18 protein-coding genes are annotated in these 24,957 nt (G+C 60.4%); 13 read left to right on the forward strand and 5 right to left on the reverse strand.

All coding sequences use genetic code 11. The features are described from left to right. The coding region (locus HS122_16395) for an MBL fold metallo-hydrolase (GenBank protein ID MBE7539977.1) at window positions 1-776 on the reverse strand (776 nt) is incomplete at its 3' end. A gap of 80 nt (window positions 777-856) precedes the next feature. Beyond that, window positions 857-1,240: an ApaG domain gene (locus tag HS122_16400; GenBank protein MBE7539978.1), complete on the reverse strand. Its 384-nt coding sequence runs from the start codon at window positions 1,238-1,240 to the stop codon at window positions 857-859. Between the two features lie 130 nt (window positions 1,241-1,370). Between HS122_16400 and purH the strand changes: the two genes are divergently transcribed. The 3 genes from purH (at window position 1,371) to HS122_16415 (ending at window position 5,300) form a co-directional block, all read left to right on the forward strand. Further along, window positions 1,371-2,918, forward strand: coding sequence for a bifunctional phosphoribosylaminoimidazolecarboxamide formyltransferase/IMP cyclohydrolase (gene purH, locus HS122_16405; protein MBE7539979.1), 1,548 nt, complete (start codon window positions 1,371-1,373; stop codon window positions 2,916-2,918). Window positions 2,919-3,057: 139 nt separating this feature from the next. After that, window positions 3,058-3,855 (forward strand): M48 family metallopeptidase, encoded by a 798-nt coding sequence (locus tag HS122_16410; protein ID MBE7539980.1) that lies wholly within the window; start codon window positions 3,058-3,060, stop codon window positions 3,853-3,855. A 56-nt stretch (window positions 3,856-3,911) separates the two neighbouring features. Further along, window positions 3,912-5,300, forward strand: a complete 1,389-nt coding sequence (locus HS122_16415) for a dipeptidase (GenBank protein ID MBE7539981.1) — start codon at window positions 3,912-3,914, stop codon at window positions 5,298-5,300. Window positions 5,301-5,375: 75 nt separating this feature from the next. Here the strand turns inward: HS122_16415 and HS122_16420 are convergent, their stop codons facing one another. Both HS122_16420 and trpE read right to left on the reverse strand, forming a co-directional pair. Continuing rightward, on the reverse strand, window positions 5,376-6,431 hold the full coding sequence (locus HS122_16420) for an RNA polymerase sigma factor RpoD/SigA (GenBank protein ID MBE7539982.1): 1,056 nt from the start codon (window positions 6,429-6,431) through the stop codon (window positions 5,376-5,378). Between the two features lie 323 nt (window positions 6,432-6,754). Continuing rightward, entirely contained in the window at window positions 6,755-8,236 is a 1,482-nt protein-coding gene (gene trpE, locus HS122_16425) for an anthranilate synthase component I (protein ID MBE7539983.1), read from the reverse strand. Window positions 8,237-8,519: 283 nt separating this feature from the next. On the opposite strand from trpE, the gene HS122_16430 reads away from it, so the two are divergent. Further along, window positions 8,520-9,806, forward strand: a complete 1,287-nt coding sequence (locus HS122_16430; GenBank protein ID MBE7539984.1) for a glucose-1-phosphate adenylyltransferase — start codon at window positions 8,520-8,522, stop codon at window positions 9,804-9,806. A 60-nt stretch (window positions 9,807-9,866) separates the two neighbouring features. On the opposite strand, the gene ychF is transcribed toward HS122_16430, so the two are convergent. Continuing rightward, on the reverse strand, window positions 9,867-10,970 hold the full coding sequence (gene ychF, locus HS122_16435; GenBank protein MBE7539985.1) for a redox-regulated ATPase YchF: 1,104 nt from the start codon (window positions 10,968-10,970) through the stop codon (window positions 9,867-9,869). 101 nt (window positions 10,971-11,071) lie between these two features. On the opposite strand from ychF, the gene rpsP reads away from it, so the two are divergent. The 9 genes from rpsP to HS122_16480 all read left to right on the forward strand — a co-directional run bounded on the left by rpsP (window position 11,072) and on the right by HS122_16480 (window position 24,487). Then, window positions 11,072-11,335: a 30S ribosomal protein S16 gene (gene rpsP, locus HS122_16440; protein ID MBE7539986.1), complete on the forward strand. Its 264-nt coding sequence runs from the start codon at window positions 11,072-11,074 to the stop codon at window positions 11,333-11,335. 136 nt (window positions 11,336-11,471) lie between these two features. Next, entirely contained in the window at window positions 11,472-12,146 is a 675-nt protein-coding gene (gene trmD, locus HS122_16445; protein ID MBE7539987.1) for a tRNA (guanosine(37)-N1)-methyltransferase TrmD, read from the forward strand. A gap of 13 nt (window positions 12,147-12,159) precedes the next feature. Continuing rightward, window positions 12,160-12,552: a 50S ribosomal protein L19 gene (gene rplS / locus HS122_16450; protein MBE7539988.1), complete on the forward strand. Its 393-nt coding sequence runs from the start codon at window positions 12,160-12,162 to the stop codon at window positions 12,550-12,552. Window positions 12,553-12,699: 147 nt separating this feature from the next. Beyond that, window positions 12,700-14,694: a transketolase gene (gene tkt, locus HS122_16455; GenBank protein MBE7539989.1), complete on the forward strand. Its 1,995-nt coding sequence runs from the start codon at window positions 12,700-12,702 to the stop codon at window positions 14,692-14,694. Between the two features lie 158 nt (window positions 14,695-14,852). Then, a complete protein-coding gene (locus HS122_16460; protein ID MBE7539990.1) occupies window positions 14,853-15,416 on the forward strand; it encodes a MarR family transcriptional regulator in 564 nt (187 codons plus the stop codon). A 32-nt stretch (window positions 15,417-15,448) separates the two neighbouring features. Further along, window positions 15,449-16,570, forward strand: a complete 1,122-nt coding sequence (locus HS122_16465; GenBank protein MBE7539991.1) for an efflux RND transporter periplasmic adaptor subunit — start codon at window positions 15,449-15,451, stop codon at window positions 16,568-16,570. Window positions 16,571-16,649: 79 nt separating this feature from the next. Beyond that, a complete protein-coding gene (locus HS122_16470) occupies window positions 16,650-19,973 on the forward strand; it encodes an efflux RND transporter permease subunit (protein ID MBE7539992.1) in 3,324 nt (1,107 codons plus the stop codon). Window position 19,974: 1 nt separating this feature from the next. Continuing rightward, on the forward strand, window positions 19,975-21,315 hold the full coding sequence (locus HS122_16475) for a TolC family protein (GenBank protein MBE7539993.1): 1,341 nt from the start codon (window positions 19,975-19,977) through the stop codon (window positions 21,313-21,315). Window positions 21,316-21,409: 94 nt separating this feature from the next. Continuing rightward, entirely contained in the window at window positions 21,410-24,487 is a 3,078-nt protein-coding gene (locus tag HS122_16480; protein MBE7539994.1) for a hypothetical protein, read from the forward strand. Window positions 24,488-24,957 lie beyond the last annotated feature (470 nt).

Here is a 24,957-nt window from a genome sequence, read left to right on the forward strand (position 1 = left end):
TTGCGGGCATCATGGACGATTGAAAGGATCTCCTGCATCCGGCCCAGCGCAAAGACGGGAATGAGATACGATCCCCCGCGCTGGATTGTGTCGTTGATGCTGTCGATGAGGCGCCCTAATTCGCGCACGCGTCCCTTGTCAAGCGGGCGCTCCGTGGCGCCGCGCGTTGTCTCCATGACCAGCGTGTCAAAACGACCGGCCGGGAACTTGGCGCCTGAGAGCGTGCGCTGGTCCTCGAAGAGAACGTCGCCCGTGATGAAGATTCCGCGATGCTTGTGATGGATCTCGACGCCGGCCGCTCCCACGACATGCCCGGCCGGGTGAAGGATCACCTCGATCTCGTCCTTGTTTCCCCGGAAGCGTTTAGCCTGTCCGAACGGAATTGGCGTGAAGCGCTTGCTCAGGCGGTCGATCTCCGCGTGCGTGAAAAGGGGCAGATCGGGAAGCTGCAACTCCTCCTTCTGACGGGTCATCACGCTTGCCGAGTTGTGCAGCATGCGCTCAATGAGCATGCGGCTTGCGGTTGAAAGAATCACGGGCGTATCGGGGTGTTCCCGCATGACCAAGGGGAGGCTTCCGATGTGATCGAGGTGGCAGTGGGTGACAATGATGAGATCGAGCGAGACTCCCCTGAGTTTGCCCAGATCCGGAGTTGCAGCCCGGCCGGCGTGTTTCGGGTGCATGCCGCAGTCCACGAGGATGCGCAGATCGCCAAGGCGGAGGAAGAGCGAGTTTGCACCGATTCCGCCTTCGCGGTTCAGGTCGATGAGATTCATTTACGGATCGGTCAGAGAGACGGAGCCCGGGGGAACGTGCAAGCGCAACCTTTTGGGGTCATTTCGCGGAGATGCACGGATCAGCGTGATGGAATCGCCATGGCGAACGGGGGGAGAACGACATGGATTCTTGCGCCCGTCTCATCGACGCCGTGGAAGCTTCCATGGACCTGCGCGTTCTCATTTGTCAGGTGATAGCTGTTGTAGCTGAACGCCTCGCCGGGAACCAGTCGCGGCGTTTCGCCCACGATCTTGTCGCCCTCGATCACCGCCCGGCGTCCGTCCTCGTATTCAAGCACCCATTTGCGTCCGAGCAGGGTGATGGTGTGGGGGGATCCGTTCTGGATGGTGATGTAGTAGATGAACGCGTGGCGCTTGTCCGGCGGCGCGCAGATTCCACCGTGATGGTAGATCAGCTTGTCAAGTTGGGCGGTCAGGCCCGGGATGGGAGCGGAAGCGGACACGGTGGAACGAAGACCGGGGAGTGTAGGCGTGGTTCGGGATTACGCAATGCCACGTCGTCAGACGCGGTTTGGAGCCGCATTGTGTTCCGGCTTGCCGGATACCGCGGGGAAGCGCAAAAAGCCCTTCTCTATGGAAAAACTGGCGCTGCTTTCGGTGAGCGACAAACAAGGCCTGGCGGAATTTGCAACCGCATTGGTTCGCAAGCATGGCTATCGCCTGCTTTCGACGGGTGGAACCGCGAAGCTGCTGGGCGCCCAGGGACTGCCCGTCACCGAGGTGGGGACGCACACGGGGTTTCCCGAGATCATGGAGGGCCGTGTCAAGACGCTGCATCCAAAGATTCACGGCGGTTTGCTTTGCAGGCGCGACAAGGAGGACCATCTCGCCCAGGCGAAGGCCAACGGGATCGCGTTGATCGATCTGGTGGTGGTGAACCTGTATCCCTTTGAAGCGACGGTTGCGAAACCGGATGTCGAATTTGAAGAAGCGATCGAGAACATCGACATTGGCGGGCCGTCCATGCTGCGCAGCGCGGCCAAGAATCAGGCGAGCGTCACGGTGGTGTGCGATCCAGGTGACTACACGCGGGTGCTCGAGGCGATGGATTCGCCGACGAAACTCGCTGCTTTGCGGCGGGAGCTGGCGCTGAAGGTGTTTCAGCGAACGGCGGCCTATGATGCGGCGATCGCCCGCTATCTCGAGGCGCAGGCTGCGGAACCCGACATCCATGCGTTGAGCGGGCTTCCGGCGCGGTTTTCCATCGGCTTTGACAAGGCCCAGGCGCTTCGATACGGGGAGAATCCGCACCAGAAGGCCGCGCTCTACGGCACGTTTCACGATCATTTCCAGCAACTGCAGGGCAGGGAACTCAGCTACAACAACATTCTGGACATCACGTCCGCCACCTACCTCATCGGTGAATTCGAGCGTCCCACCGTCGCGATTCTGAAACACACGAATCCCTGTGGAGTCGCCAGTGCGGAGGTGCTGATCGATGCCTGGAACAAGGCCTACGCGACGGACCGGCAGGCTCCGTTTGGAGGCATCATCATCGTGAATCGGACGCTTGACGGCGCCGTGGCGAAGGCGATCTCCGACATCTTCACCGAAGTCATCATAGCGCCGCGTTTTGACGACGATGCGCTCGCGATCCTTGGGAAAAAGAAAAACCTCCGGCTGATGGTCGCAAAGGGCGGCCTTGGCGCCGATGCGCTCCAGGAGATCCGATCGGTTGTTGGAGGAATACTGGTGCAGGATCGTGACCGTCGCATGGAAAAAGGCGCTGATTTCAAGGTGGTGACAAGCCGCGAGCCCACGCCGGAGGAATGGGATTCAATGATCTTCGGCTGGAAGGTGTGCAAGCACGTCAAGTCGAACGCGATCGTCTACGCGCGCGGCGAGCAGACCCTCGGAGTGGGGGCGGGGCAGATGGCGCGCGTGGACAGCTCCCGCATCGCGGTCTGGAAAGCCGGCGAGGCGGGGCTCGACTTGAAGGGATCGGTTGTGGCCAGTGAGGCGCTCTTTCCATTCGCGGACGGCCTGATCGCCGCCGCCGATGCGGGGGCGACCAGCGCGATTCAGCCGGGTGGTTCCGTGCGCGACGAGGAAGTGATAAAGGCCGCCAATGACCGGGGAATGGCCATGGTCTTTACGGGCGTCCGTCACTTCCGGCATTGATCGATCAGAGGCTTGCGATGCCGCCTGGTGCATTCATGCGGGTTCTCCGTCTGAGGCAAGGGGGGAGGCCGCGCGGCGCGAAGCGTGAAGGATTGCGTTGAACCTCCCGCTCGTGCAAGGGTCTGACAACGTCCAAACAATGAACCTCCGAATTTTCGCTGCAATGCTTGCCGTTGGTGTTCTTGCCGGCTGCTCCACGGTTCCGGAGACGGGCAGGCACCAGGTGATGCTCGTATCGCCGTCTGAAGAAGCCCAGATGGGCCTGAGTGCATTTGATCAGATCAAAAAGGAGGAAAAGGTTTCGCAGGATCCGGCTGCGAACGCCCAGGTTCAGCGCGTGGGCAGGCGGATCGCGCAGTCCGTCGGACGCGACATTCCGAATGCGCGGTGGGAGTTCGTCGTTTTCGATTCTCCGCAGGTCAATGCCTTCGCGCTGCCGGGAGGCAAGGTGGGCGTGTACACCGGATTGCTCAAGCTGGTGTCCTCCGATGACGAGCTGGCCGCGGTCATGGGGCATGAGATCGCCCATGTCAGTTCCAGGCACGGTGCGGAGCGAACCTCGCAGAATTACCTGGTTGCCGGCGGTGCGGCGCTGGCGCAGATCGGCATGGACATGAAGCAGGTGGATCCTTCCAAGCGTGCGGCCATCATGAGCGCCTACGGCCTCGCGGCCAATCTCGGGGCGCTGCTTCCCTATTCGCGTCTTCATGAATCCGAGGCCGACCGCATTGGTCTGCGGTTTGCGGCGGGTGCCGGGTATGATCCCCGCGCGGCGGTGACTTTCTGGAAAAAGATGGCGGCAAAAAGCGCGAATCAGGGCAAGCCGCCGGTGTGGCTGTCGACCCACCCGTCGGATCAGCAGCGCATTCGCAATCTTGAGGAACTCGCGCCGCAGTACATGGCGACGTACGAGCAGGCCCGTCAAAAGTACCAATAGGGCGTTTTTGTCTTTTCGTACTAGCGCAGGTTTGGCGAATGCGTCACGGTCGCCGAATGTTTGATCCTGTTGAAAAACTGAAGGAGTACGTCCGGCACCCGAGTGTCTCGGCCGATTCGAGCTGCAAGGCGGGGATGGCCGGAGCGCGTGAATTTGTCGCGGGTCTGCTGAAATCGATCGGATTCTCGGTCGAAATCGCCGCGACCGGGCTTCATCCGGTCATTCTGGCGAAACGAACGGGACCGGATTCCTGGCCGCACGTGATGATCTACGGACACTACGACGTGCAGCCCGTGGATCCGCTCAATCTGTGGACATCCGCGCCCTTTGAGCCCGAGGTTCGCAACGGGCGGATCTACGGACGTGGAACGGCCGACAACAAGGGGCCGCTCATGGTGCACATTGCGGCGGTCGCCGGGCTGCTGCAGAGGCGTCCCGACCTGCCCCTGCGCATTACCTTTCTCATTGAAGGGGAGGAGGAGATGGGGAGCCCCAGTTTTTCGGGGTTTCTGGAGAAGCACAGGGACAAGTTGAAGGCCGATTTCGTGCTGCTGTCGGACACGGGGAGCCCCAGCGAGGACCAGGTCGTCATCACGTGCGGGCTCCGGGGACTCATGCTGTTCGATCTCGAAGTGACAACGGCAGGGACCGATTTGCACTCCGGCCTTCATGGCGGAGTATTGAGGAATCCGATACAGGCGCTGGCGGAAATCTGCGCCTCCCTGCACAGCCCGGACGGACGGGTGAACGTGCCCGGTTTCTACGATGACGTGCTCGATGTGGAGCCGTGGGAGAGGCGGGAACTGGCGAAGCTCGACGGAGACTTGGAGAGCTATCGAAGATTTCTGGGTATCCGGAAATTTCATACGCCTGAAGGCTATGGGCCGATGGAGGCGGTCCGCTTTCTGCCGACGCTGGAGTTCAATGGCATTGGCGGAGGCTACCAGGGAGAGGGAACGAAGACGGTCATTCCGAGCCGGGCGTTCGCCAAGATTTCCTGCCGGCTGGTTCCGAGCCAGGATCCGGACAGGATCAGGGAGCTTGTCTATCGCACCGTGCGTGAACGTGCGCCGGATGACGTGACCATCCGCCTCGTCGACCAGCACGATGGGGTTCCGTATGTTGTGGTGCCCCCCGACCGGTCAAATACGCCAAAGGATCAGTCACCCGTGCTGGCCCGGGCGTTTCGTTCGGCGGACAAGGCGATCACGGAGGTCTTTGGCAGACCGCCGCTCTATCTGCGTGAAGGTGGGAGCATTCCCATCATTGGAGAGATCAAGCGCATCCTTGGACTCGACTCCCTGATGATCGGCCTCTTTCTTCCCGAGGACAACCTGCATGCCCCGAACGAGAGCTTCAGCCTCGGTGTGATGAAGAAAGGCATGCAGGCGTCTGAACGGATTCTGGAGTCGCTGGCCGGCTCGAAGCAGCCGGCTGCTGACTGAGGAGCGCGTGCGAACCCGGGCGGCAGAAAGCCGGCGCGGGAGCGCCGGCTTTCGATCGCGCGAGACTTCATGAGACTAGTTGAGGCCGACCTGTGCGGAGGCCGGCACGCCGTCGCGGGTTTTTGATTCGATGAATTCGCGGATGACCTCCATGCGCTGGCGCTGGCGGTCCTCCAGTTCAATTTCATCCGCGGTGCGCTGAGCTTCATTGCGGGCGATCGCCTTTCGCATCTTGGAGAGCGCGATGTTCTGGAGCTGGCGGATACGCTCGCGGGTGACCTTGAATTTCCTGCCCACCTCCTCGAGCGTGAGTTCGTCGCGTCCATCGAATCCAAAGCGCAGCTTGATGATTTCCGCCTCGCGGGGCTCAAGTGCATCGAGCATCGCGCGCAGGTCGGAGCTTTGCATGCGTTCCTTCAGCGACTCGAGCGGACTCATGGCGTTTTCATCGCCGACAATGTCTCCAAAGGTGCCCGAATCGCTGTCGTCCCCAATGGGAGCGTCGAGCGAAGTTGGACGAACGCTGACTGACTTGAGATGCGCGACCTTGCTCGTCGGAATCTGAAGTTCAATGGCCAGCTCCTCGTCCGTTGGCTCGCGGCCAAGCGACTCGGTCATGGCCAGCGCCGTTCTGCGCATCTTGGCGATCTTGTCGACAAGATGAACCGGGAGGCGGATGGTCTTGCTCTGGTTGGCCAGCGCGCGCTTGATCGACTGCTTGATCCACCAGGCTGCGTAGGTGGAGAGTTTGCCCCCCTTGCGGGGGTCAAACCGTTCCACTGCCTTGATCAAACCCAGGTTGCCCTCGCTTATGAGGTCGAGAAGCGGCAGCCCGAAGTCCTTGTAGTCCATCGCAATCTTCACGACCAATCGCAGGTTCGCGGAGATCATGTGATCGCGGGCCGCCTTGTCGCCCCGGCGAATGCGCTTGGCGAGGACGATCTCTTCCTGGACAGTCAGGAGCGGAGTCTTGCCGATTTCCTGAAGATAGAGCTGAAGGCTGCTGCGCTCGACGGGCACCGACGTCTCCCGGGCTGCGGGCTCGGGCCTTTCCAGAAAGGAAGGAGGGGCTTCAACAGACGGGGTGGAGGGTGCAATTGAGCCCGAACCGCGTGACGTACCCAGATCCATGTCGGCAAACGCTTGTGAGGTGTGGGAATGAAAGATCATGACTTTGAATATATGCGTATGCTGTTAGTTGTTCCGACAGCCACCGTATGGAAGGTTCCGTGTGTGACGTTAAATGATTAGGCACCTAACGACCAGCCTAAACCGGGCCAGTCCATTTGGCCCAACGGATGAGAGCGGGCACGTGAAAAGCCCGCCTATTGAGTGTGCTAATCTGTCTCAGTATGACAGGCAATCCCGAGCCTGCCGATCCGGAGTGTCACACATGAATCCGGTCAATTCCAGTGACAAAGCCCATGAGCGAATCCCGCTTGCGGGCAGCGAATTCAAAGTCGCTCAGCTATCGCCACCGCCTTGAACAGGGCCGAAGCCTTGTTGATCGTTTCCTGGAATTCAGATGCGGGATCGCTGTCGGCGACGACTCCAGCACCGGCCTGAATGTAGATCCTTCCGTTTTTCAACAGAGACGTCCGCAGCATGATGCAGGAGTCAAGATTGCCATCATAACCGAAGTAACCGAGAGCACCGGCGTAGAATCCGCGCTGGGTTGGTTCAGTGCCAGCGATGATCTGCATGGCCCGGATCTTGGGGGCGCCGGAAACGGTGCCCGCGGGAAACGTCGCACGCATGAGATCGTAGGCCGTCCTTCCCTCGTCGATTGTTCCCTCGACCTGCGAAACGATGTGCATCACGTGCGAGTAACGCTCGATGACCATCATTTCCGGCACCGTGACGCTGCCGAAGCGGCAGACCCGGCCGATGTCGTTCCGCGCCAGATCCACCAGCATCAGGTGCTCGGCGCGCTCCTTCTCGTCGGCGAGGAGCTCCTTTTCCAGGGCGTGATCCTCCGAAGCGGTGGCGCCGCGCCTGCGCGTGCCGGCGATCGGGCGGATCTCGACCCGCCCGTCGGTCAATCTCACGTGCACTTCAGGCGAGGCGCCGACGATCGCAAAATCACCTGTGTCCAGAATGAACATGTATGGCGACGGGTTGACCGTGCGCAGGGCCCGGTAAAGATCGAGCGGTGATTTGGTGAAAGGCCTGGAGAAGCGCTGGGACGGAACAAACTGGATGATGTCGCCGGCGCGAATGAATTCCTTTCCATCGGCGACAGCCTTCTCGAAACCGGCCTGTGTGAAGTTGCCCGGGGGGACACCTATCGCACCGGGATTGACGAGCGGCGCTGGAGCCAATTCGCGGGGTTTGCGCAGGAGGTCGAAGAGGTGTGCGAGCTCCGTCGTGGCGGATTGATACGCGCCTTCAGGATCGCCGGCCACGTGTGCGTTGACGCAGAGGCGAAGGGTCTGCTTCGCCCTGTCAAAGATGAGGAGCGAATCCGAAAGCATGAAATAGAGCATCGGCAGCCCGAGCTCGTCATCCTTCGCAGCCGGAACGGTTGGTTCCACCCGGGTCGCATATTCATAGCCGATGAATCCGACGGCGCCGCCGGTGAAGCGCGGCAGGCCCGGCAGGCTCACCGGATGAAACCCCCGCATTTCGTCTTCGAGCAGCGTCAGCGGGTCCGCCGGTGTCGGCACGACTTTTGGCGGCGCGCCGGGTGTTCTGATTTCCGTTGTCTCCGGGCCGCAGGCCAGAGTCTTTCGCGGGCGGCAGCCGATGAAACTGTAACGTGAAAGCGTTTCACCGCCTTCCACCGATTCGAGGAGGTACGATGGTCCGGCATCGCGAAGTTTCGCATAGGCTGAAACGGGTGTTTCGAAGTCAGCCATCAGGTCCGTATAGACGGGAATCACGTTGGCGGACTTGGCGAGGCGGAGGAAAGCGTCGCGATCGGGAAAGATTGTCATGCGATTGGTTCGGCCGGGGAGGGAGCCTGCCAGTGACCCCTGAACGACGACGAGGCAATTTTCAAGTGACGCTTAGGGCTCGACGCCTGTCCACGTAATCATTTCGAATAGGGGCCTCTGCAACAGACCACGTTCCCCACGATTGAATGCCGGCATTTCCTTCGCGGCGGAATCGGGCGCCCCCCTTTCATCATTCAACAACTTTCCAGACTCTGGCGGTGACAAGCACCGCCCGGAAAAATTTCACATGATCATCCAGGAAACCCTGTAGGCATAAAGTGACATGACTCTCGAAAAACGTGTATTGGCCGTAATCATGGGCGGCGGGCGGGGCACCCGGCTCTATCCGCTCACCATGGAACGCTGCAAGCCGGCGGTGCCGCTTGCGGGGAAATACCGGCTCGTCGACATCCCGATCAGCAACTGCATAAATTCGGGCATCAACCGGATTTTTCTGCTGACCCAGTTCAACACCGCCTCCCTTCATCGGCATATCCGAAACACCTACAATTTCGATGCCTTTGGAGGCGGATTTGTTGATATTCTTTCCGCTGAACAGACGGAGAAGAGTGTGGACTGGTATCAGGGAACTGCGGACGCGGTGCGACGAAACCTCATCCATTACCGGGCCTTCAACCATGACTTCGTGCTGATTCTCTCCGGCGACCAGCTCTATCGGATGGATTACATGAAGATCATCGAGGAGCATATTGCGAATGACGCGGATGTCACCATTGCAGGCATTCCGTTTCCGGCCTCCCGCGTTGAGGGCCTCGGACTGATGAGAGTGGGCGACGACCTTGCGGTGAATGGCTTTGTTGAAAAGCCGAAGGATCCAGCGGTCATCGCGGGTCTCGCGCTGAGCGAAAGCATTGAGGCGAAACTGACCACGCGGAGCGACGAGAAGCGCTGCCTGGCGTCGATGGGCATTTATGTTTTCAACAGGCAGGTTCTTGCGGAGGCTCTCGACAATTCAATGACCGATTTTGGCAAGGAGGTCATTCCCAGCCTTCTGGGCAAGCGGCGTATTTTCACCCATATTTTCGAGGGCTACTGGGAGGACATTGGAACGGTGGCGGCATTCTTCGACGCCAATCTTCACCTCGCGCATCCGCTGCCTCCCTTCAACTTCTTCGATGAGCGCGCGCCCATCTACACATCGGCGCGTTTCCTTCCGGCGTCAAAGATCAACAAATGCCAGATCGACCACGTCGTCATTGGCGATGGCTCGATCGTGACGGACTGCGCGCTTCACCGCTGCGTGTTGGGCATTCGTTCGTACCTGGGGGAGGGGACCAACCTGGAGGACGTGATCGTCATGGGCTCCGACTTCTACGAAGGTGAGGCCGAGATCGCAGCCAATGCCGTCAAGGGAGTTCCGAACATCGGCATTGGCCGCAACTGCAGGATCCGCAAGGCCATCATCGACAAGAATACGCGGATCGGGGACAACGTCGTGTTGTCACCTGAGGGAAAGCCGGACGGCACTTACGCGCACGGGGTGCTCATTCGAGATCGCATTTTGATCGTGCCCAAGGGAGTCGTCGTGCCCCATGGCACAGTCGTCTGACGGGCGGCTGGGCATGCTCCGCGGGCCCAGGCATTCCGTTTTGGAATACCTGGCTGCCCGTCAGTTGTTGAAACGGAAGAGGGCGACGTCGCCATCGGCAAAGACGTAGTCCTTGCCTTCGAGACGGTACTTTCCGCTCTCTCTCGCAGCTGCAGTGCTGCCGAGTCGAACAAGGTCGTCGTAGGCGACGACCTCAGCCTTGATGAAGCCCTTCTCGAAATCCGTGTGGATCACTCCCGCCGCCTGCGGAGCCTTCCATCCCTTCTTGATCGTCCAGGCGCGGACCTCCTTCTCACCGGCGGTAAAATAGGTTTGCAAGCCAAGCAGTGCATAGGTGCCGCGGATCAACTGGGAGACTCCGGAGTCATCCACACCGAGGTCTTTGAGAAACTCCTTCGCCTCCTCGGGTGCGAGATCGATCAGCTCAGCCTCGATTCTGGCGCTGATGGGAACATAGGCGGCATCGTGATGCGTTCTGACAAATTCAGCGACCTGCTTGACGAACGGATTGTCCTCCGCCGCAGCCAGCTCGGCCTCGGCGACATTGCAGGCGTACAGAACAGGCTTTGCGCTGAGGAGCTGGAAATGCTGAAGGAGTTTTTTTTCCTCATCGGAGGCGGGCAGAATGTTTGCGGGCCTGTTGGCATTGAGGTGGGGACTCAGGCGTTCAAGGAGCTGGATTTCCGCCTGGGCTTCCTTGTCGCCGCTCTTCGCCTTCTTCTGCGTTTTCTCGATGCGCTTGGTCACCGCATCGAGGTCGGCGAGTATCAGCTCGGTGGTGATGATCTCAATGTCGCGCACCGGATCCACCGTCCCCATGGTATGGATGACATCGGGATCCTCGAAGCAGCGAACGACGTGGACGATGGCATCGGTCTCGCGGATATTGGCGAGGAATTGGTTGCCCAGCCCCTCGCCCTTGCTCGCCCCGGCAACCAGCCCGGCGATGTCGACGAACTCGATTGCGGCGGGAATGACCACGCTGGTTTTGGCAATTTTCTGCAAGGCGGCGAGACGATCGTCGGGGACGGTCACGACGCCGATGTTGGGATCGATCGTGCAGAACGGATAGTTGGCCGCCTCAGCCTTTCGGGAGCGGGTCAGGGCATTGAAGAGGGTGGACTTGCCTACATTGGGAAGTCCGACGATTCCGGCTTTGAGCATAAAGGCAGAGCAGAGCGATGGGACTCAGTGCTTGACAAGCCATTTGTCGGGCCGTGCACTTGTCGGCTTTTCAAGCAAATCATCGGTCTTACTCACGCATCATGGCACTCAGTATTCGCCTGTCCCGCATCGGGGCCACCCATAAACCCATCTACCACGTTGTGGTAGCCGAGGCTCGTTCCCGCCGCGATGGTGCCGCCATCGAAATGCTTGGAACCTATTCTCCACGGTCCAAGGGAGCTGACGCATTGACCCTCAAGATTGACCGTGTCGACTATTGGATCAGCAAGGGTGCGAAGCCCTCCTCGACAGTGCATTCGCTCGCCAAGAAGGTCCGCAGGGCGGCTGCATCAGCAGCCTCCTGAGTCGGGACACTCTGGCGGAGAGCCGGCACCGGCCACAACCGTTTGAGGAAGCCTCGTGCAACGAGGCTTTTTTTGTTGCCGGCGTGGATTCGCCGATTTGCCGCCTGGGACTGGCGCCCCATTTTCCGCCGCAGTCATGCCGCTCTCCATTGACATCCTGACGCTTTTCCCGCGGATGCTGGATGGCTTTCTTGCTGAAAGCATTCTTGGCAAGGCGATTGAGCGGAATTTGATCCAAGTCGGCGTGCATGACTTGAGAGGATGGGCGACCGATCGCCATCGCACGGCGGATGATCGTCCGTTTGGTGGTGGTGCGGGCATGGTATTGAAGCCTGATCCGGTGTTTGCAGCGATTGAGGCGCTGCAGCGTCCGGAGTCGCGACGGATCTATCTGACACCGGACGGCAGGCCCTTCGATCAAGCGATGGCTGAACGCCTGGCCGGAGAGACGCACATTCTGCTTCTCAGCGGGCATTATGAGGGTATCGACCAGAGGATTCGCGACTGCCTGATCGATGAAGAAGTCTCCATAGGTGACTATGTGCTGACCAATGGCACACTGGCCGCCGCCGTGGTGGTGGATGCGGTTGCGCGGTTGATCCCCGGCGTTCTGGGGGAGGAAAAGTCATTGACGCACGAATCGTTCACCCGCAAGTTGCTCGACTTTCCTCAATATACGCGTCCCGCCGAATTCCGAGGCATGTCCGTTCCCGAAGTTCTCCTTTCGGGCAATCATGCCGAGATAGAAAAGTGGCGGCATGCGAGGCAGGTGGAAAAAACACGCCAGGTCCGACCCGATTTACTCAAGTAACGAAAGCCAAGTCATGAACCCGATCATCAAAGAAATCACCGCAAACCAGGTGAAATCCGACCGTCCCCCCTTCAAGGTGGGGGATGGCGTTCGAGTGCACACGAAGGTGCGCGAAGGCGACAAGGAGCGCGTGCAGATCTTTGCAGGCGTGGTGATCGCATTGAAAGGATCAGGCATTCACGAGACGTTCACCGTTCGCCGCATCAGCTATGGCGAGGGGGTGGAGCGTGTGTTCCCGGTGAACTCGCCCAATGTGGTGAAGATCGAGGTGGAGAAGGAGTCCGAAATCATGCGGGCCCGTCTGTATTACCTGCGCGATCGTGAAGGAAAGGCCGCCATGGCCGTCAAGCGCAAGGCCTACGACGAGAAGGCTGCCACCGAGGCGGCTCCTGTCGCATCCAATTGATGCGCGTGGGACGCGCCCGGAGAGCCCAGGCGCATCCCGTACGCAGACTTTTATCAAGGCGAGCCCGCTTCGGCTCGCTTTTTTTGCGTGGAAAATGAACCTTGCGCCTTTGTGTTCAACGACGTGCAGTCATAATTTCAGCCCGACATGACCTTACAGACCCTCCTTCTCGCCAAAGCAGCCAACCAAGCCCGTGGCCTTGCCATGGACGCCATTCACGCCGCCCAGTCGGGGCACCTCGGGCTGCCGCTTGGCGCTGCGGAGATCGGAGCCGTGCTGTACGGCCATGCGCTTCAGCACAATCCCGAGCGTCCCCGGTGGATCAACCGCGACCGCTTTGTCCTGTCGGCCGGTCACGGATCCATGTTCCTGTACGCCTGGCTGCATTTGAGCGGTTACGATCTGTCGATGGACGACCTGAAGCGCTTTCGCCAGCTTGGCAGCCGGACGCCTGGACACCCGGAGTTTCACGACACGCCGGGTGTGGAGGCGACGACCGGTCCGTTGGGGCAGGGGATTGGAAATGAAGTCGGGCTTGCCGTGTCCGCGAAGATGGCTGCGGCGCACTACAACACGGCTGAGCACACGATTCTCGACTACCATGTCGTGGCCCTTGCCGGCGACGGTTGCATGCAGGAGGGCGTGGCGATGGAGGCTGTCTCCTTTGCGGGACATCAGAAACTGGACAACCTGATCCTCATATACGATTCGAACGACGTCACGCTCGACGCGATGGCGAACAAGACGCAGAGCGAAAACACCGCGGCGCGATTCAAGGCGATCGAATGGGATGTGCAGACGGTCGATGGACACGACATGGTTGCATTCCTGAAGGCGTTCAATCGGGCGAAGAAGACCAAGTCGGGCAGGCCTCAGTTGATCATTGCAAAGACGGTGATTGCGCGCGGCATTCCCGAGGTGCAGGGCACGCCGAAGGGCCACGGCGAGGGTGGGGCCAAGTTCATCGATGCGGCCAAGACCGCGCTCGGGCTTCCGGCGGAGCATTTCTTTGTGAGCGATGACGTCCGCGCCTATTTTGCCCAGCACAAGGCGCGCCTCGTGCGCGGCTGCAACAAATGGCACAAGACCTACAAGGCGTGGCGCGAGGCGAATCCGGACAAGGCTGCGATGCTCGACAAGTCGCAGGCTGATGGGCCGGTGACGGCGGCGGAGCTGCTTGAGAGGATTCCGCCTTTTGCACCGGATTCAAAGCTCGCAACGCGCGCCGCGGGCAAAGCCGTGCTTCAGCCCATTGCGGCCGCGATGCCATGGGTGATCGGAGGCAGTGCGGATCTCTATGGCTCGACCCTGAACCTGATTGCCGATGCTCCCGACTTCGATCCGTCGAATCGCGCCGGGCGAAACATTCGGTTTGGCATCCGGGAGCACGCCATGGCGGCGATGGCGAACGGAATCGCCTACGATGCCCTTTTCCGTCCTTCCGTTGCGACATTTCTTGTCTTCGCGGATTACTCGCGCCCGGCGATGCGCCTTGCTGCGCTTTCCCACCTCCCCGTCGTGTACATCTACACGCACGACTCGGTGGGTGTTGGCGAGGATGGCCCGACGCACCAGCCGGTGGAAACGGTCGCGTCCCTCCGCGCATTTCCCGGACTCGATGTGATTCGTCCCGCGGATCCGGAGGAGACGGCGGGTGCCTTTGCCGCGGCTTTCGGGCGCATGGATGGGCCCACATTGATAGCCCTGACCCGCCAGGCCGTGCCGATGCTGAACGAAATCCCGGTCGAGCAGCGCAGAAACGGTGTCGCGCGGGGTGCGTACATTGCCATTCGTGAGACCGCGCCGTTGAGCACGCTGCTGCTGGCGAGCGGTTCGGAGCTGCAGTATGCCGTGGCGGCTGCCAGGATTCTGGGACCCGGTACCCGCGTCGTATCGGTACCCTGTTTTGAACGATTCAACCGTCAGCCTCAGGATTATCGTGATGCCGTGATGCCGACATCCGTGCGCCGGCGCATCTCAATCGAGGCGGGAGTCACTTCGCCATGGCGACAGTACGTCGGGCTCGATGGAGCCAGCATCGGCATCGATCGATTTGGCATGAGTGCGCCCGGCGGAACGGTGTTCAAGGAGCTTGGAATCACCGCCGAGGCCATTGTTGCGGCAGCGAGCAAGCTTGATTAATTGTTATTGATCAGAGGGTAGTGGAATAGGCGCGATCCTTTGGATTGCCCGGGATTCTTGTCGAAGCTTCGGAATGCGTGAGCGGCTGATAAATATCATATCAGCGGCTTGCTTTTTTGATTAGGCTCCTAACTATTTCGCGTTCCAATCAATTCTGCATGCCGCTGCTGATGCTCAAGGACCTTCCGCGTTATGAGTGCCTTCTGAAAGGTGCCAAGCGGTTTCCTGACCTGGATCCATCGGCGTTGGAAGTTTACCTGCATTTGCTGAGAACGGGCGACGAGGTGTTCAGGGCAACGGACGCATTTCTTTCATCCAGGAATATTTCCCAAGGCCGGTTCACCGTGCTCATGCTGCTCATGAATCGGCATGATGACTGTGGGGATCGCCGCACGCCCGCTGAACTGGCGGAGAAGGCGGGTGTGGCCAGGGCGACAATGACTGGCTTGATCGACACCCTGGAGAAGGACGGATTTGTGAAGCGTGAGCCGGATTCACAGGATCGCCGCATGATGTCGGTGAACCTCACGCCAAAGGGGGAAGCCTTCCTGCACAGCTTTCTCCCGGAGCATTTTCGACAAACTGCCGCCCTGATGTCCGGACTGAACGAGACTGAACGTAGAACCCTTGTTCAGTTGCTCGGCAAAGTTCTTCAAGGCACGATGAAAGTCACAACTGCGGCGAACGCAAAGTCCCAGAATCCCGCGGCCAGCGTGGCCTGACCTGACGGACGCAAACTTTTCCCCAACCTACCATGCTCAAGAGATTATTGTGTCTCATCGGAGGAGTCGCACTCGTGTTTTTTACACTCGGTGCCGTCAAGGTGTCGCAAATCAAGGAGATGTCATCGCACCAGCATGCGATGCCCGCCGCTGCTGTCACCTCCGCGAAGGCGGAGCAGGCCGTGTGGCGGCGGACGCTGAATTCCATCGCAACCCTGGCGCCGGTTGAAGGCGTTCTCCTCGCAGCCGATGCGGAGGGAACGATCACGCGGATCGCCGTTGAGAACGGCGCGGCCGTGAAGGCGGGCGACGTGCTGGTTGAATTCGACACCACGGTCGAAACCGCGCAACTGGCTGCGGCCGAAGCCCGCCATCGGATCGCCAGGCTCGACCGCCAGCGGGCCGAGGAGCTTCTCGCGAAGAACACCATCAGCCAGGCGCAACTGGACGCCGCGGATGCCCAGTTGCGTCAGACCGAGGCGGATGCCGCAGCGGTGAAGGCGTTGTTGGAAAAGAAGATCGTCCGTGCTCCGTTTTCGGGTCGCGTGGGCATCCGGCTGATCAACCTGGGGCAGTTTGTGGCGCGAGGCGCGCCGCTCATGCCCCTGCAGCGGCTGGATCCGATGTATGTCGACCTCCAGATTCCGCAGCGCCAGCTGCCCCAGGTTGCCGTCGGGCAGCAGGTCAATGTGCGCATCGACGCCTTTCCGGACCGTGTTTTTGAAGGAAGGGTCAGCGCGATCAATCCAGCCGTGGATGCGGCATCCCGCAATGTTTCCGTGCAGGCGACGATCGCCAATCCCGATGAGTTGCTTCGCTCCGGCATGTTCGCACGCGCCGAGATAGAGTTGAAGGCGGGCAACCCCGAGGTCGTGCTTCCGGCGACAGCAATCTCCTACGCATCCTATGGCAATTCGGTTTTCATCATTGAGAAGATGAAGCATGCCGATGGGTCCGAGTATCTGGGGGTGAGGCAGATGTTCGTGAAACTGGGTGCCTCGCGTGGCGACATGATTGCAGTCCTCGATGGCGTGAAGCCGGGGGATGAGGTCGCCACATCCGGTGTGTTCAAGCTGCGCAACGGACTCGAGATCCAGATAAACAACACGGTGAAGCCTGAGAGCCAGGTGGATCCCAAGCCTGCCAACACCTGAAGCATGATCGCGTTTCATCGCCTGTGGCGGTGCGACGGGAGGTTTTTGCGCCCAAAAATCGCGTTGTGATGGTCATACCATGAAATCGAGTTTTACGGACCTGTTCATTCGCAAGCCGGTCATCGCGCTTGTCGTCAACATTGTGATCCTGGTGGTGGGCGTGATGTCCTACTTTTCGCTCAATGTCCGCCAGTACCCGAAAAGTGACAGCGCGGTCGTCAAGGTGACAACCATCTACTTCGGTGCGAGCGCGGAGACGGTGCGCGGCTACATCACCACCCAGCTTGAGCGCGTCATCGCAAGTGCGGACGGCATCGACTACATTGAGTCGGAAAGCCGCTCGGGGATGAGCACGATCAATGTTTATCTGCGGCTCAACTACGATACGAATGCGGCGCTTGCGCAGATCGGCTCGAAAATTGACCAGGTGCGCAGCCAGCTCCCGCCAGAGGCCGAGGCGCCCTCGATATCCGTTGAGACGAGCGACAACCAGTTCGCCTCGATGTATCTGAGTTTCCACTCAAAGGACATGGAGGCCAACCAGGTCACCGACTTCCTTGACCGGGTCGTGCAGCCGCAACTGGCCTCGTTGAAGGGCGTGCAGCGGGCCGACATTCTGGGGGGGAGGACCTTTGCGATGCGCATCTGGCTGAAGCCGGACGCGCTGGCGGCGCATGGGCTCAGTCCGTCTGAAGTCCGCCAGGCGCTGGCCAGCAACAACGCCTTGGCGGCGGTTGGAGCAACCAAGGGGTCCATGATCACCGTGAGTCTGGTCGCGGATACCGATCTCAAGAATGTTGATGAGTTCAGGAGGCTCGTCGTGGCCGAGCGCAACAACGCGATCATCCGTCTGTCCGATGTCGCGGATGTCACGCTTGGCGCGGAGAGCTATGATGAGGAGGTTCGCTTCAGTGGCCAACGCGCGACATTCATGGGCATCTGGGTTCTGCCAACGGAATCCACGCTGGAGGTGATCAAGCGCGTGCGAGACGCGCTGCCGGGAATCGAGGCCGGACTTCCGTCGGGCATGAAAATGTCGATCGGTTACGATGCCACGGCATACATTGATGATGCGCTCAAGGAGATCGTGAAGACGCTGGGCGAAACGCTGGCGATCGTTGCTGTCGTCATCTTCCTGTTCCTCGGATCAGTTCGGTCGGTGCTGATTCCGCTGGTCGCAATGCCGCTTTCATTGATCGGCGCGGTCTTCATCATGCTGCTGCTCGGATTCACGATCAACCTGCTCACGCTGCTCGCCATCGTGCTCGCCGTCGGTATCGTCGTCGATGACGCGATCGTCGTCGTCGAGAATGTCGAGCGGCATGTCCGCGAGGGCAGGAGTCCTTTTGATGCCGCCGTGCTCGGTGCGCGGGAACTCGTGGCGACGGTCATCTCGATGACGATCACCCTGGCGGCCGTCTATGCTCCGATCGGTTTTCAAGGCGGACTGACCGGCGCGCTCTTCCGGGAGTTTGCTTTCACGCTCGCGGGGGCGGTGACGATTTCTGGTTTTGTGGCGCTGACGCTGTCGCCGATGATGAGTGCGCGCCTCCTCAGGGATCATGCGCACGAGGAGCGCGGTCTGACGGGCATCACCAATCACATGTTCGACCGATTGCGCACGGCTTACGACCGGCTCATAGGAGCGATGCTGGCGACTCGGGAACGGCGGAAGCTGGGCTGGGGCGTGCTGCCGGCGGGGATTGCGACGAGCAGCATCTTGTTTGTCGCGGGGCTGATCGGGATGAAGGTGGCTGGGGGCGCGCTTGCGGGAAGGAACGTCAGCATGCTTGGCGCCGGCGCCCTCGCACTGGGCGTGGTTCCGGCGGTCCTCGCATTGGTTTTCGATGTGGCCTTTGGCCGGCGATTCAAGACCGTGCAGTTCGTCCTGGCCGGAGGCGTCATGCTCTGCATGCTCCTTCCGGTCTTCTTCATGTTTGCGCAGAAGGAACTGGCGCCGAAGGAGGATCAGGGCTTCATCGGAACCTTTCTCATTGCGTCCCCGACATCGACCATTGAGCACAATGTCCGCTATGCGGACGAGGTTCAGAGGCTGTTTGAGAGTGTGCCGGAGTACGCGGCGTCCTTCCAGCTTACGACGCCGAACTTCGGATTTGGAGGCCTGATTGCCAAGCCATGGTCCGAACGAAAGCGGACGACGGTGCAGATTGAACAATCGCTTCTTACTGAAACCGCGAAGATAGCCGGCATGAACGTGGTGTTGAACACGCCGGATGCCCTTCCCTCCGGCGGCCAGTACCCAATTGAATTCGTGATCCGGTCAACGGCTGACCACCGGCAGATGCTTGAGGTTGCCGACCAACTGACCCTGTTTGCGAACACCGAGGCGAATGCGCCGGATCAGGCACCGACATTCTATTTCGCGGATAGTGATCTCAAATTCGACCTGCCGCAGTACGAGATCGAAATCGACAAGGACAAGGTGGCCGCCATGGGTCTGAGTCTGACCGACATTGCCCGCGACCTGGGTTCCATGCTGGGTGGTGGTTATGTGAACCGCTTCGTCAACGACGGGCGCAGCTATCGCGTCATTCCGCAAGTGGAGCGCTCGCACCGGCTCACGGCGGACCAGATCCTCGACTATCATGTGCGGGGTCCGAATGGTCGGCTTGTTCCGCTTTCCACCATTGCGACACTGAAAGAGACGGTGCAGCCGCGCACACTCAATCGGTTCCAGCAGCTCAACTCGGTGAAGATCATAGGAGTCGGACCCAGCCCGGACCAGGCGTTGCGGAAGCTGGAGAAGAAGGCCTCGGAAATCCTGCCGCCCGAGTACTCGATCGACTACGGCGGCCAGTCGCGGCAGCTTCGCTACGAGGGCAATGCGCTCCTGATGTCGGGTGGGCTTGCGGTGATTCTGATCTTTCTGGTGCTGGCCGCGCAGTTTAACAGCTTCCGCGATCCGTGCATCATTCTGTTCGGCTCGGTGCCGCTCGCCCTGGTTGGCGCCGCCTTGCCGATCTTTCTCTGGAAAACCTCGCTGAACATCTATTCGCAGATCGGCATGACCACGCTCGTGGGGCTGGTGGCCAAGAATGGCATTCTCATCGTCGAGTTTGCGAACTCCCTCCAGGAGAAGGGTGTCCCAAAACTGGAGGCGACCCGCCGTGCCGCGGCAACCCGCCTGCGCCCGGTTCTCATGACCTCGGCGGCAACGGTCTTTGGACATCTCATGCTGATTTTTGTCACGGGCCCCGGTGCGGCGGCCCGCAACAGCATTGGCTGGGTGCTGGTGGTTGGCATGACGGTCGGATCATTCTTCACCTTGTTCATCGTCCCCGCATTCTATGCGCTCATTGCCCGCGATCATTCGAAGGACCGTCACATCGAGCGCGAATCCACGCTGCTTGCCCAGCACAGTCCTGAACTTGCCATCAAATAACATGCACAATCTCTCTTCCCGTGCGGCTCTCTGCTGCGTGATTCTTGTCAGTACGATGGGCCTGGCGGCCCAGTCAACGTCCACGCAGCCGGTTCCCGAGACCCTGGACCTTCCCACGGCCCTGCAGTATGCACTGGAGAACAACTTCTCCATTCGCCAGGCCCGGGAGCGCATACGGCAGCAGGAGGGTGTTGTGCTTGAAGTCTCCTCGCGACACATCCCGAACGTGTCTGTCGGTGCCGCCTATCAACGGAACGCGCGCGAGATTGCGCAGACCTTTCCTCAGGACGATTCCGCCTGGAACATTCAGATCCAGGCGCGACAGGCAATCTATGCGGGTGGCGGCATCAATGCATCGATTTCCGGTGCGAAACTCGCGCGGGAGGCTGCGGTGCTCGAACTGCAGGGGGTGATCAACGACGCGCTGCTCTCCGTGCGCACGCGGTTCTATGACGTCCTGCTGGCGCGCGAGAGCATCAAGGTGCGCGAACAGTCCGTGGCGCTGCTTCAGGAGCAGCTTCAAAATGCCAGGAACCGCTTTGAGGCCGGAGCATCCTCCAGTTTCGAGGTGCTTCGCGCGGAGGTCGCGCTGGCCAATGCGCAGCCCGCCTTGATTCAAGCCCGCAATGCATTCCGCCTCTCCATCGAGGAGCTGCGCCAGGCGCTGGGTTTTGTGAATGGCGAGGGTGAGAACCTGCGCAAGGTCCCGGAGTTCATTGGGGAACTGAAGGCCGAGCCGGTTTCCTTCGATCTGAAAACCTCGTTGGAGACGGCCCGTGCCAATCGCCCCGAACTCGCACGCCTTTCCAAACTGGAGGATGCCCGTGAGCAGGGCGTGAAGGCGGCCCGCTCCGGCCACCTTCCCTCCGTTGACGCCATTGCCGGCTACCAGTGGCGCAAGACGGGATTGAGCGACAGTTTTCGCGATGCCGCGGATGGCTGGCTTGTCGGTGTGCAATCGCAGTGGAACGTTTTCGACGGCCGGGCAACGGCCGGGCGCATTGCACAGGCGCGCTCCCAGCTTGCGCAGGCTCAATTGTCCATCAAGGAGGCGCAGCTGGCGGTTGACGTCGAGGTGCGCCGGGCACTCTCTTCGCTCCAGGAGGCGTGGGAGCTTGCGGAAGCCTCCAGGAAGGTTGTGGACCAGGCGGCTGAGGCCTTGCGGCTTGCAAATGTCCGTCAGTCCGCCGGGACCGCGACGCAGCTGGATGTTCTCACATCCCAGGTTGATCTGACCCAGGCCCGGAACAATCAACTTCAGGCCAACTACAACTACCTCGTGGCGCTGGCCAATCTTCGCAAGGCGATCGGCCAGGCGGATACTTTCGCCACAACCAGCTGACCGGACCTTGTTGATCCCGGGTGGCGCGCAAATTTCCGCCTGCAGCGCCTCGGGTTGGCTCGCATTCTTTCGGAAACCGACTTGAATTCCGGGCATGAGATCCGTGCGCATCCTGCTGTACGTCGTGATTGCGCTGGTGGTGCTGCTGATCGTTGCGGCTGGCGTGGGATTGAATTCGGGATTTCAAACCTGGGCGGCGCGTCGCGCCGTTGCCGGCCAGAAGGATTTGAAGGCGGAGATAGGCCGGGTTTCGGTTGGCCTGGATCGGGTTGAACTGAGTTCGATTCGCATTGCGCGCCCGGGAATGGTTCTCGTGCTGCCATCAGCCGTGATCGATGTCCCTGTGATAAAGGCGGCCCGGAAGCATGTCGCTGTCCGGCGTCTTTACGCGCACGGATGGACGCTGGATCTGACTGCTCCGGACAAGCTTGCCGGGGACGTTCGCGGGGGGCGCCGCGGTCTGGCGGGCTACCTGGCGGTCTTGTCCTCGGCGAATGCCGAGCCTGCGGTGAAGTCCGATGCGTTTCATGGAATTTTCAGCGAACTCAATTTCCCGGTCGATCTGTCGGTGGATGCGTTGGATCTTGCGGGCGACATCATCTTTCCCGCCGAAGCCGGCCGGTCGTCCAGGGCGCGAATTGTCATCACGGGTGGCGGGCTCGGCTCTGGCAGGGAGGCGAAATTCATCATCCAGGCCGATGCGAGCGGAAGCGGCACCGTGTCGGCGCTGAGCTGCAATGGCAGCGTCGGACTGCACATGGACACGCCGTCCTCAATTGATCGCGTGACATTTGGCAGCGATCTCAGGGCGTCCGGAGCATCGATGCCAAACGGAGCGGCATTGCGTCTGGAACTCGCGGCAGCACGCGGGCCGCAGCGAACGGAGCAGTATGCACTGCAAATCGAGTCGGACGGCAAATCGCTCGTGAAGCTGGATGCGGCCCTGCCCGCTGGTGGCGGCAGACTCTCGGGGAAAATACAGCTTGCGGCGCGCGATGCGGATCTCGCTCCTTTCGCGCTTGGGTACTCGGTTCCCGAGTTCGATGCGAAGACGGAAACGACCTTCGAACTGACCACCACATTTGATGAGATCGCCGCGAGCGGGCGGATCGACCTCTCGCTTGGAAGGCTCGAGGTTCTGCAGAGGGAACTCGCCCGGGTGGGTTCACTCAGACTCAGCGCGGATTTCTCGGTTGAAAAGGCCGGAGATCTCCTTCGCGTGAGGTCCTTGAAGGCGAGGGTCGACGGAAACTCCCCCGTGCTTCAGATCAATGCCCGGCAGTCATTTGAGTACGATGGCAAAAGCGGTGAGATTCGTGTGACGGACGCCGGCAGCGCATTGATGACCTTGGATGTGGAGTCGTTCCCGCTGGAGTGGATTCAACCGTTCCTCGGCAAGACCTCGCTGAGTGGCGGTGAAGCGAGAGGCACCTTTGCGGTGATGTCCACTTCTGGCGGGTTTGCCCTTCGTCCCCAGGGTCCGATGACAATTTCGCCGTTTTCGCTCTCTGACGATGGCAGGCCCATCGTCCGCGATGCCACGCTCAGCCTTAGCCTGTCCGCGGATGTGACCTCGCGGGGCTGGCAGGCGGAGGTCACGGATTTTTCGGCAAGAAGCGGGAAGAGCAACCTGATGACTCTCTCGATCAAGGCAGGCCAGTCGGCGGAGGAAAAGGAACCGCTCAAGGCGACAGGTGCGTTTTCGGTGGACCTTCCCGCATTGCTGGCGCAGCCGTTGATTGGTGGCACGCCGGTTCTTTCGCGCGGAACGATGAGTGGGAGATTCACCGCGACCAGTGGAGCCGCGCAGGATGTGGCGGCGGAGATCACCCTCTCGGATCTGGCCTCCCCCGCGGTCAGTGAAGTGCTCCCGAAGGTGTCGGTGGAGATTCGGGGAAGGCTCGAGACGGGAGGTGCATTTGCCGCGAGCGTGCCTGTGCTGGTCGAGCGTGCGGGTCGAAAGAGCGACCTCATGATCAATGCCAGGGGAAAAACGGTGAAAACGGGCGTCGATCTCGATGCGCGAGTTTCAAGCACCGAGATGAATGTGGAGGATGTGAAATTCCTGCTCGCGCCATTCGCCGGAGGCGGGCCGACAACGGAACCGGCTCCCCAATCGACGCAGGGAGGCGGGCCGCCATGGGAGGGAGTCGGAGGCGGCCTTTCATTTGATTTCCAGAAGGTGATCTATTCTCCGGACCTGTCAGTTCGCGACCTCAAGGGCAGTCTGTCGATTTCAGATACGGTCGTCACCTTGAAGGAACTCAACGCATTGCTGGGACCAGGGGGAAAGGTGGCGCTTACCGGGGATGTGACCTTCAACCCCTCAAGGCCCACGCCTTTTCATCTGAAGGCGGATTTGGATGTCACCGGCCTGGATTCGGGAGCGACGCTCAAGGCATTCAGCGACGGTTCCGCGCTGCCAGTGGTCGAGGGAAAGTTCAATATCAGCAGCGAGGTTACTTCATCGGGCGAGAGTCTCGCCAGGTTGTTTGACCAGGCGTCGGGTGGAGTAAAGGTGTCGAGCAGGGGCGGGCTCTTTCGTCCCGTGCCATCGAACTATGTCAACGCGATCAGCGCTGCCCGTGCGCAGTTGCTCAAGCGGACAGATGAGGTGGGAGCCATTGCTTCGATAGCGGGTGTGCTTGGAGCCAGGCTGCCGGGCGGTCTGGGCGGCGCCGCTTCCAAGGCGCACGCAGTGGCGGAGCGCCTCGGTGAGTTGGAGGCCATTGTGAAGCTGATTGCGGAGCTGAAATTTGATCAGCTCACGCTGGATGCGGGCGGCTCGACGTCGATGGACACGGTGCTTCGCGACCTCACGATCACTTCCCCCGAGCTCCGATTCGTGGGTTCAGGCGGACTCAAGTACCGGCCGGATGTTCCAATTTGGAAGCAGGCGCTGACCTTGAAACTGAGCGGAGCCGCCCGTGGCCGGGCGGCGGAAATAATGAAGAAGGGAAACCTGCTGGGCGACACGCGTGACAGTCTGGGGTACATTCCACTCTCACTGGCGCTCAATATCAGCGGCACAGCCGAGAAGCCCGACATTTCGCGCATCGTGGCGGCCTTGTTTGAAAAGGTGCTCTCAATGAAGCTGAGCTCCGGGGACATTGAGAAGATTCAGCACGGTGACATCGGAGCAATCCTGAACCTGCTTGCGCAACTGAAGTGAGCAGTGGGGGGTGACCGAACAACCGGGTGCGTCACCCTCCCTGTGAGCGCGCTGCTTAACGTCTTCAGTGAATGGATGAATTGTGCATGGTGCGCATCTGGGATCCCATTGTTATCCAGTGGCCATCCGCATGCTGGAGCAGGAAATGCTGCCGATGGACGAGATTGTCACGCATCAACAATCTAGACCGCCAGACGCTATCGGTGCTGGCACCGCCCCTGCGCAAGGCGATCCACCGCCGGCCATGAGGGGCGTGTGGGCGGGGATTGATGCGCATGGGGACCGAAAGGCTTGACACGATTCGGTCGCCGGCTTCCCCTATATGAATCAAAACGCTGAATAAATATTCAACAAGCTGAGAGCCCCACCTCACGTGCGTTCAACCCTTCCCGTCGATCCCGCCCTCGCTGCGGAGGCACCGCGTGGCTCCCTTTTCAAACGAGTCGGGCCAGCCGCTCCCCGTCATGCCG

The organism is Opitutaceae bacterium (genome assembly GCA_015075305.1).
Classification (GTDB): domain Bacteria; phylum Verrucomicrobiota; class Verrucomicrobiia; order Opitutales; family Opitutaceae; genus UBA6669.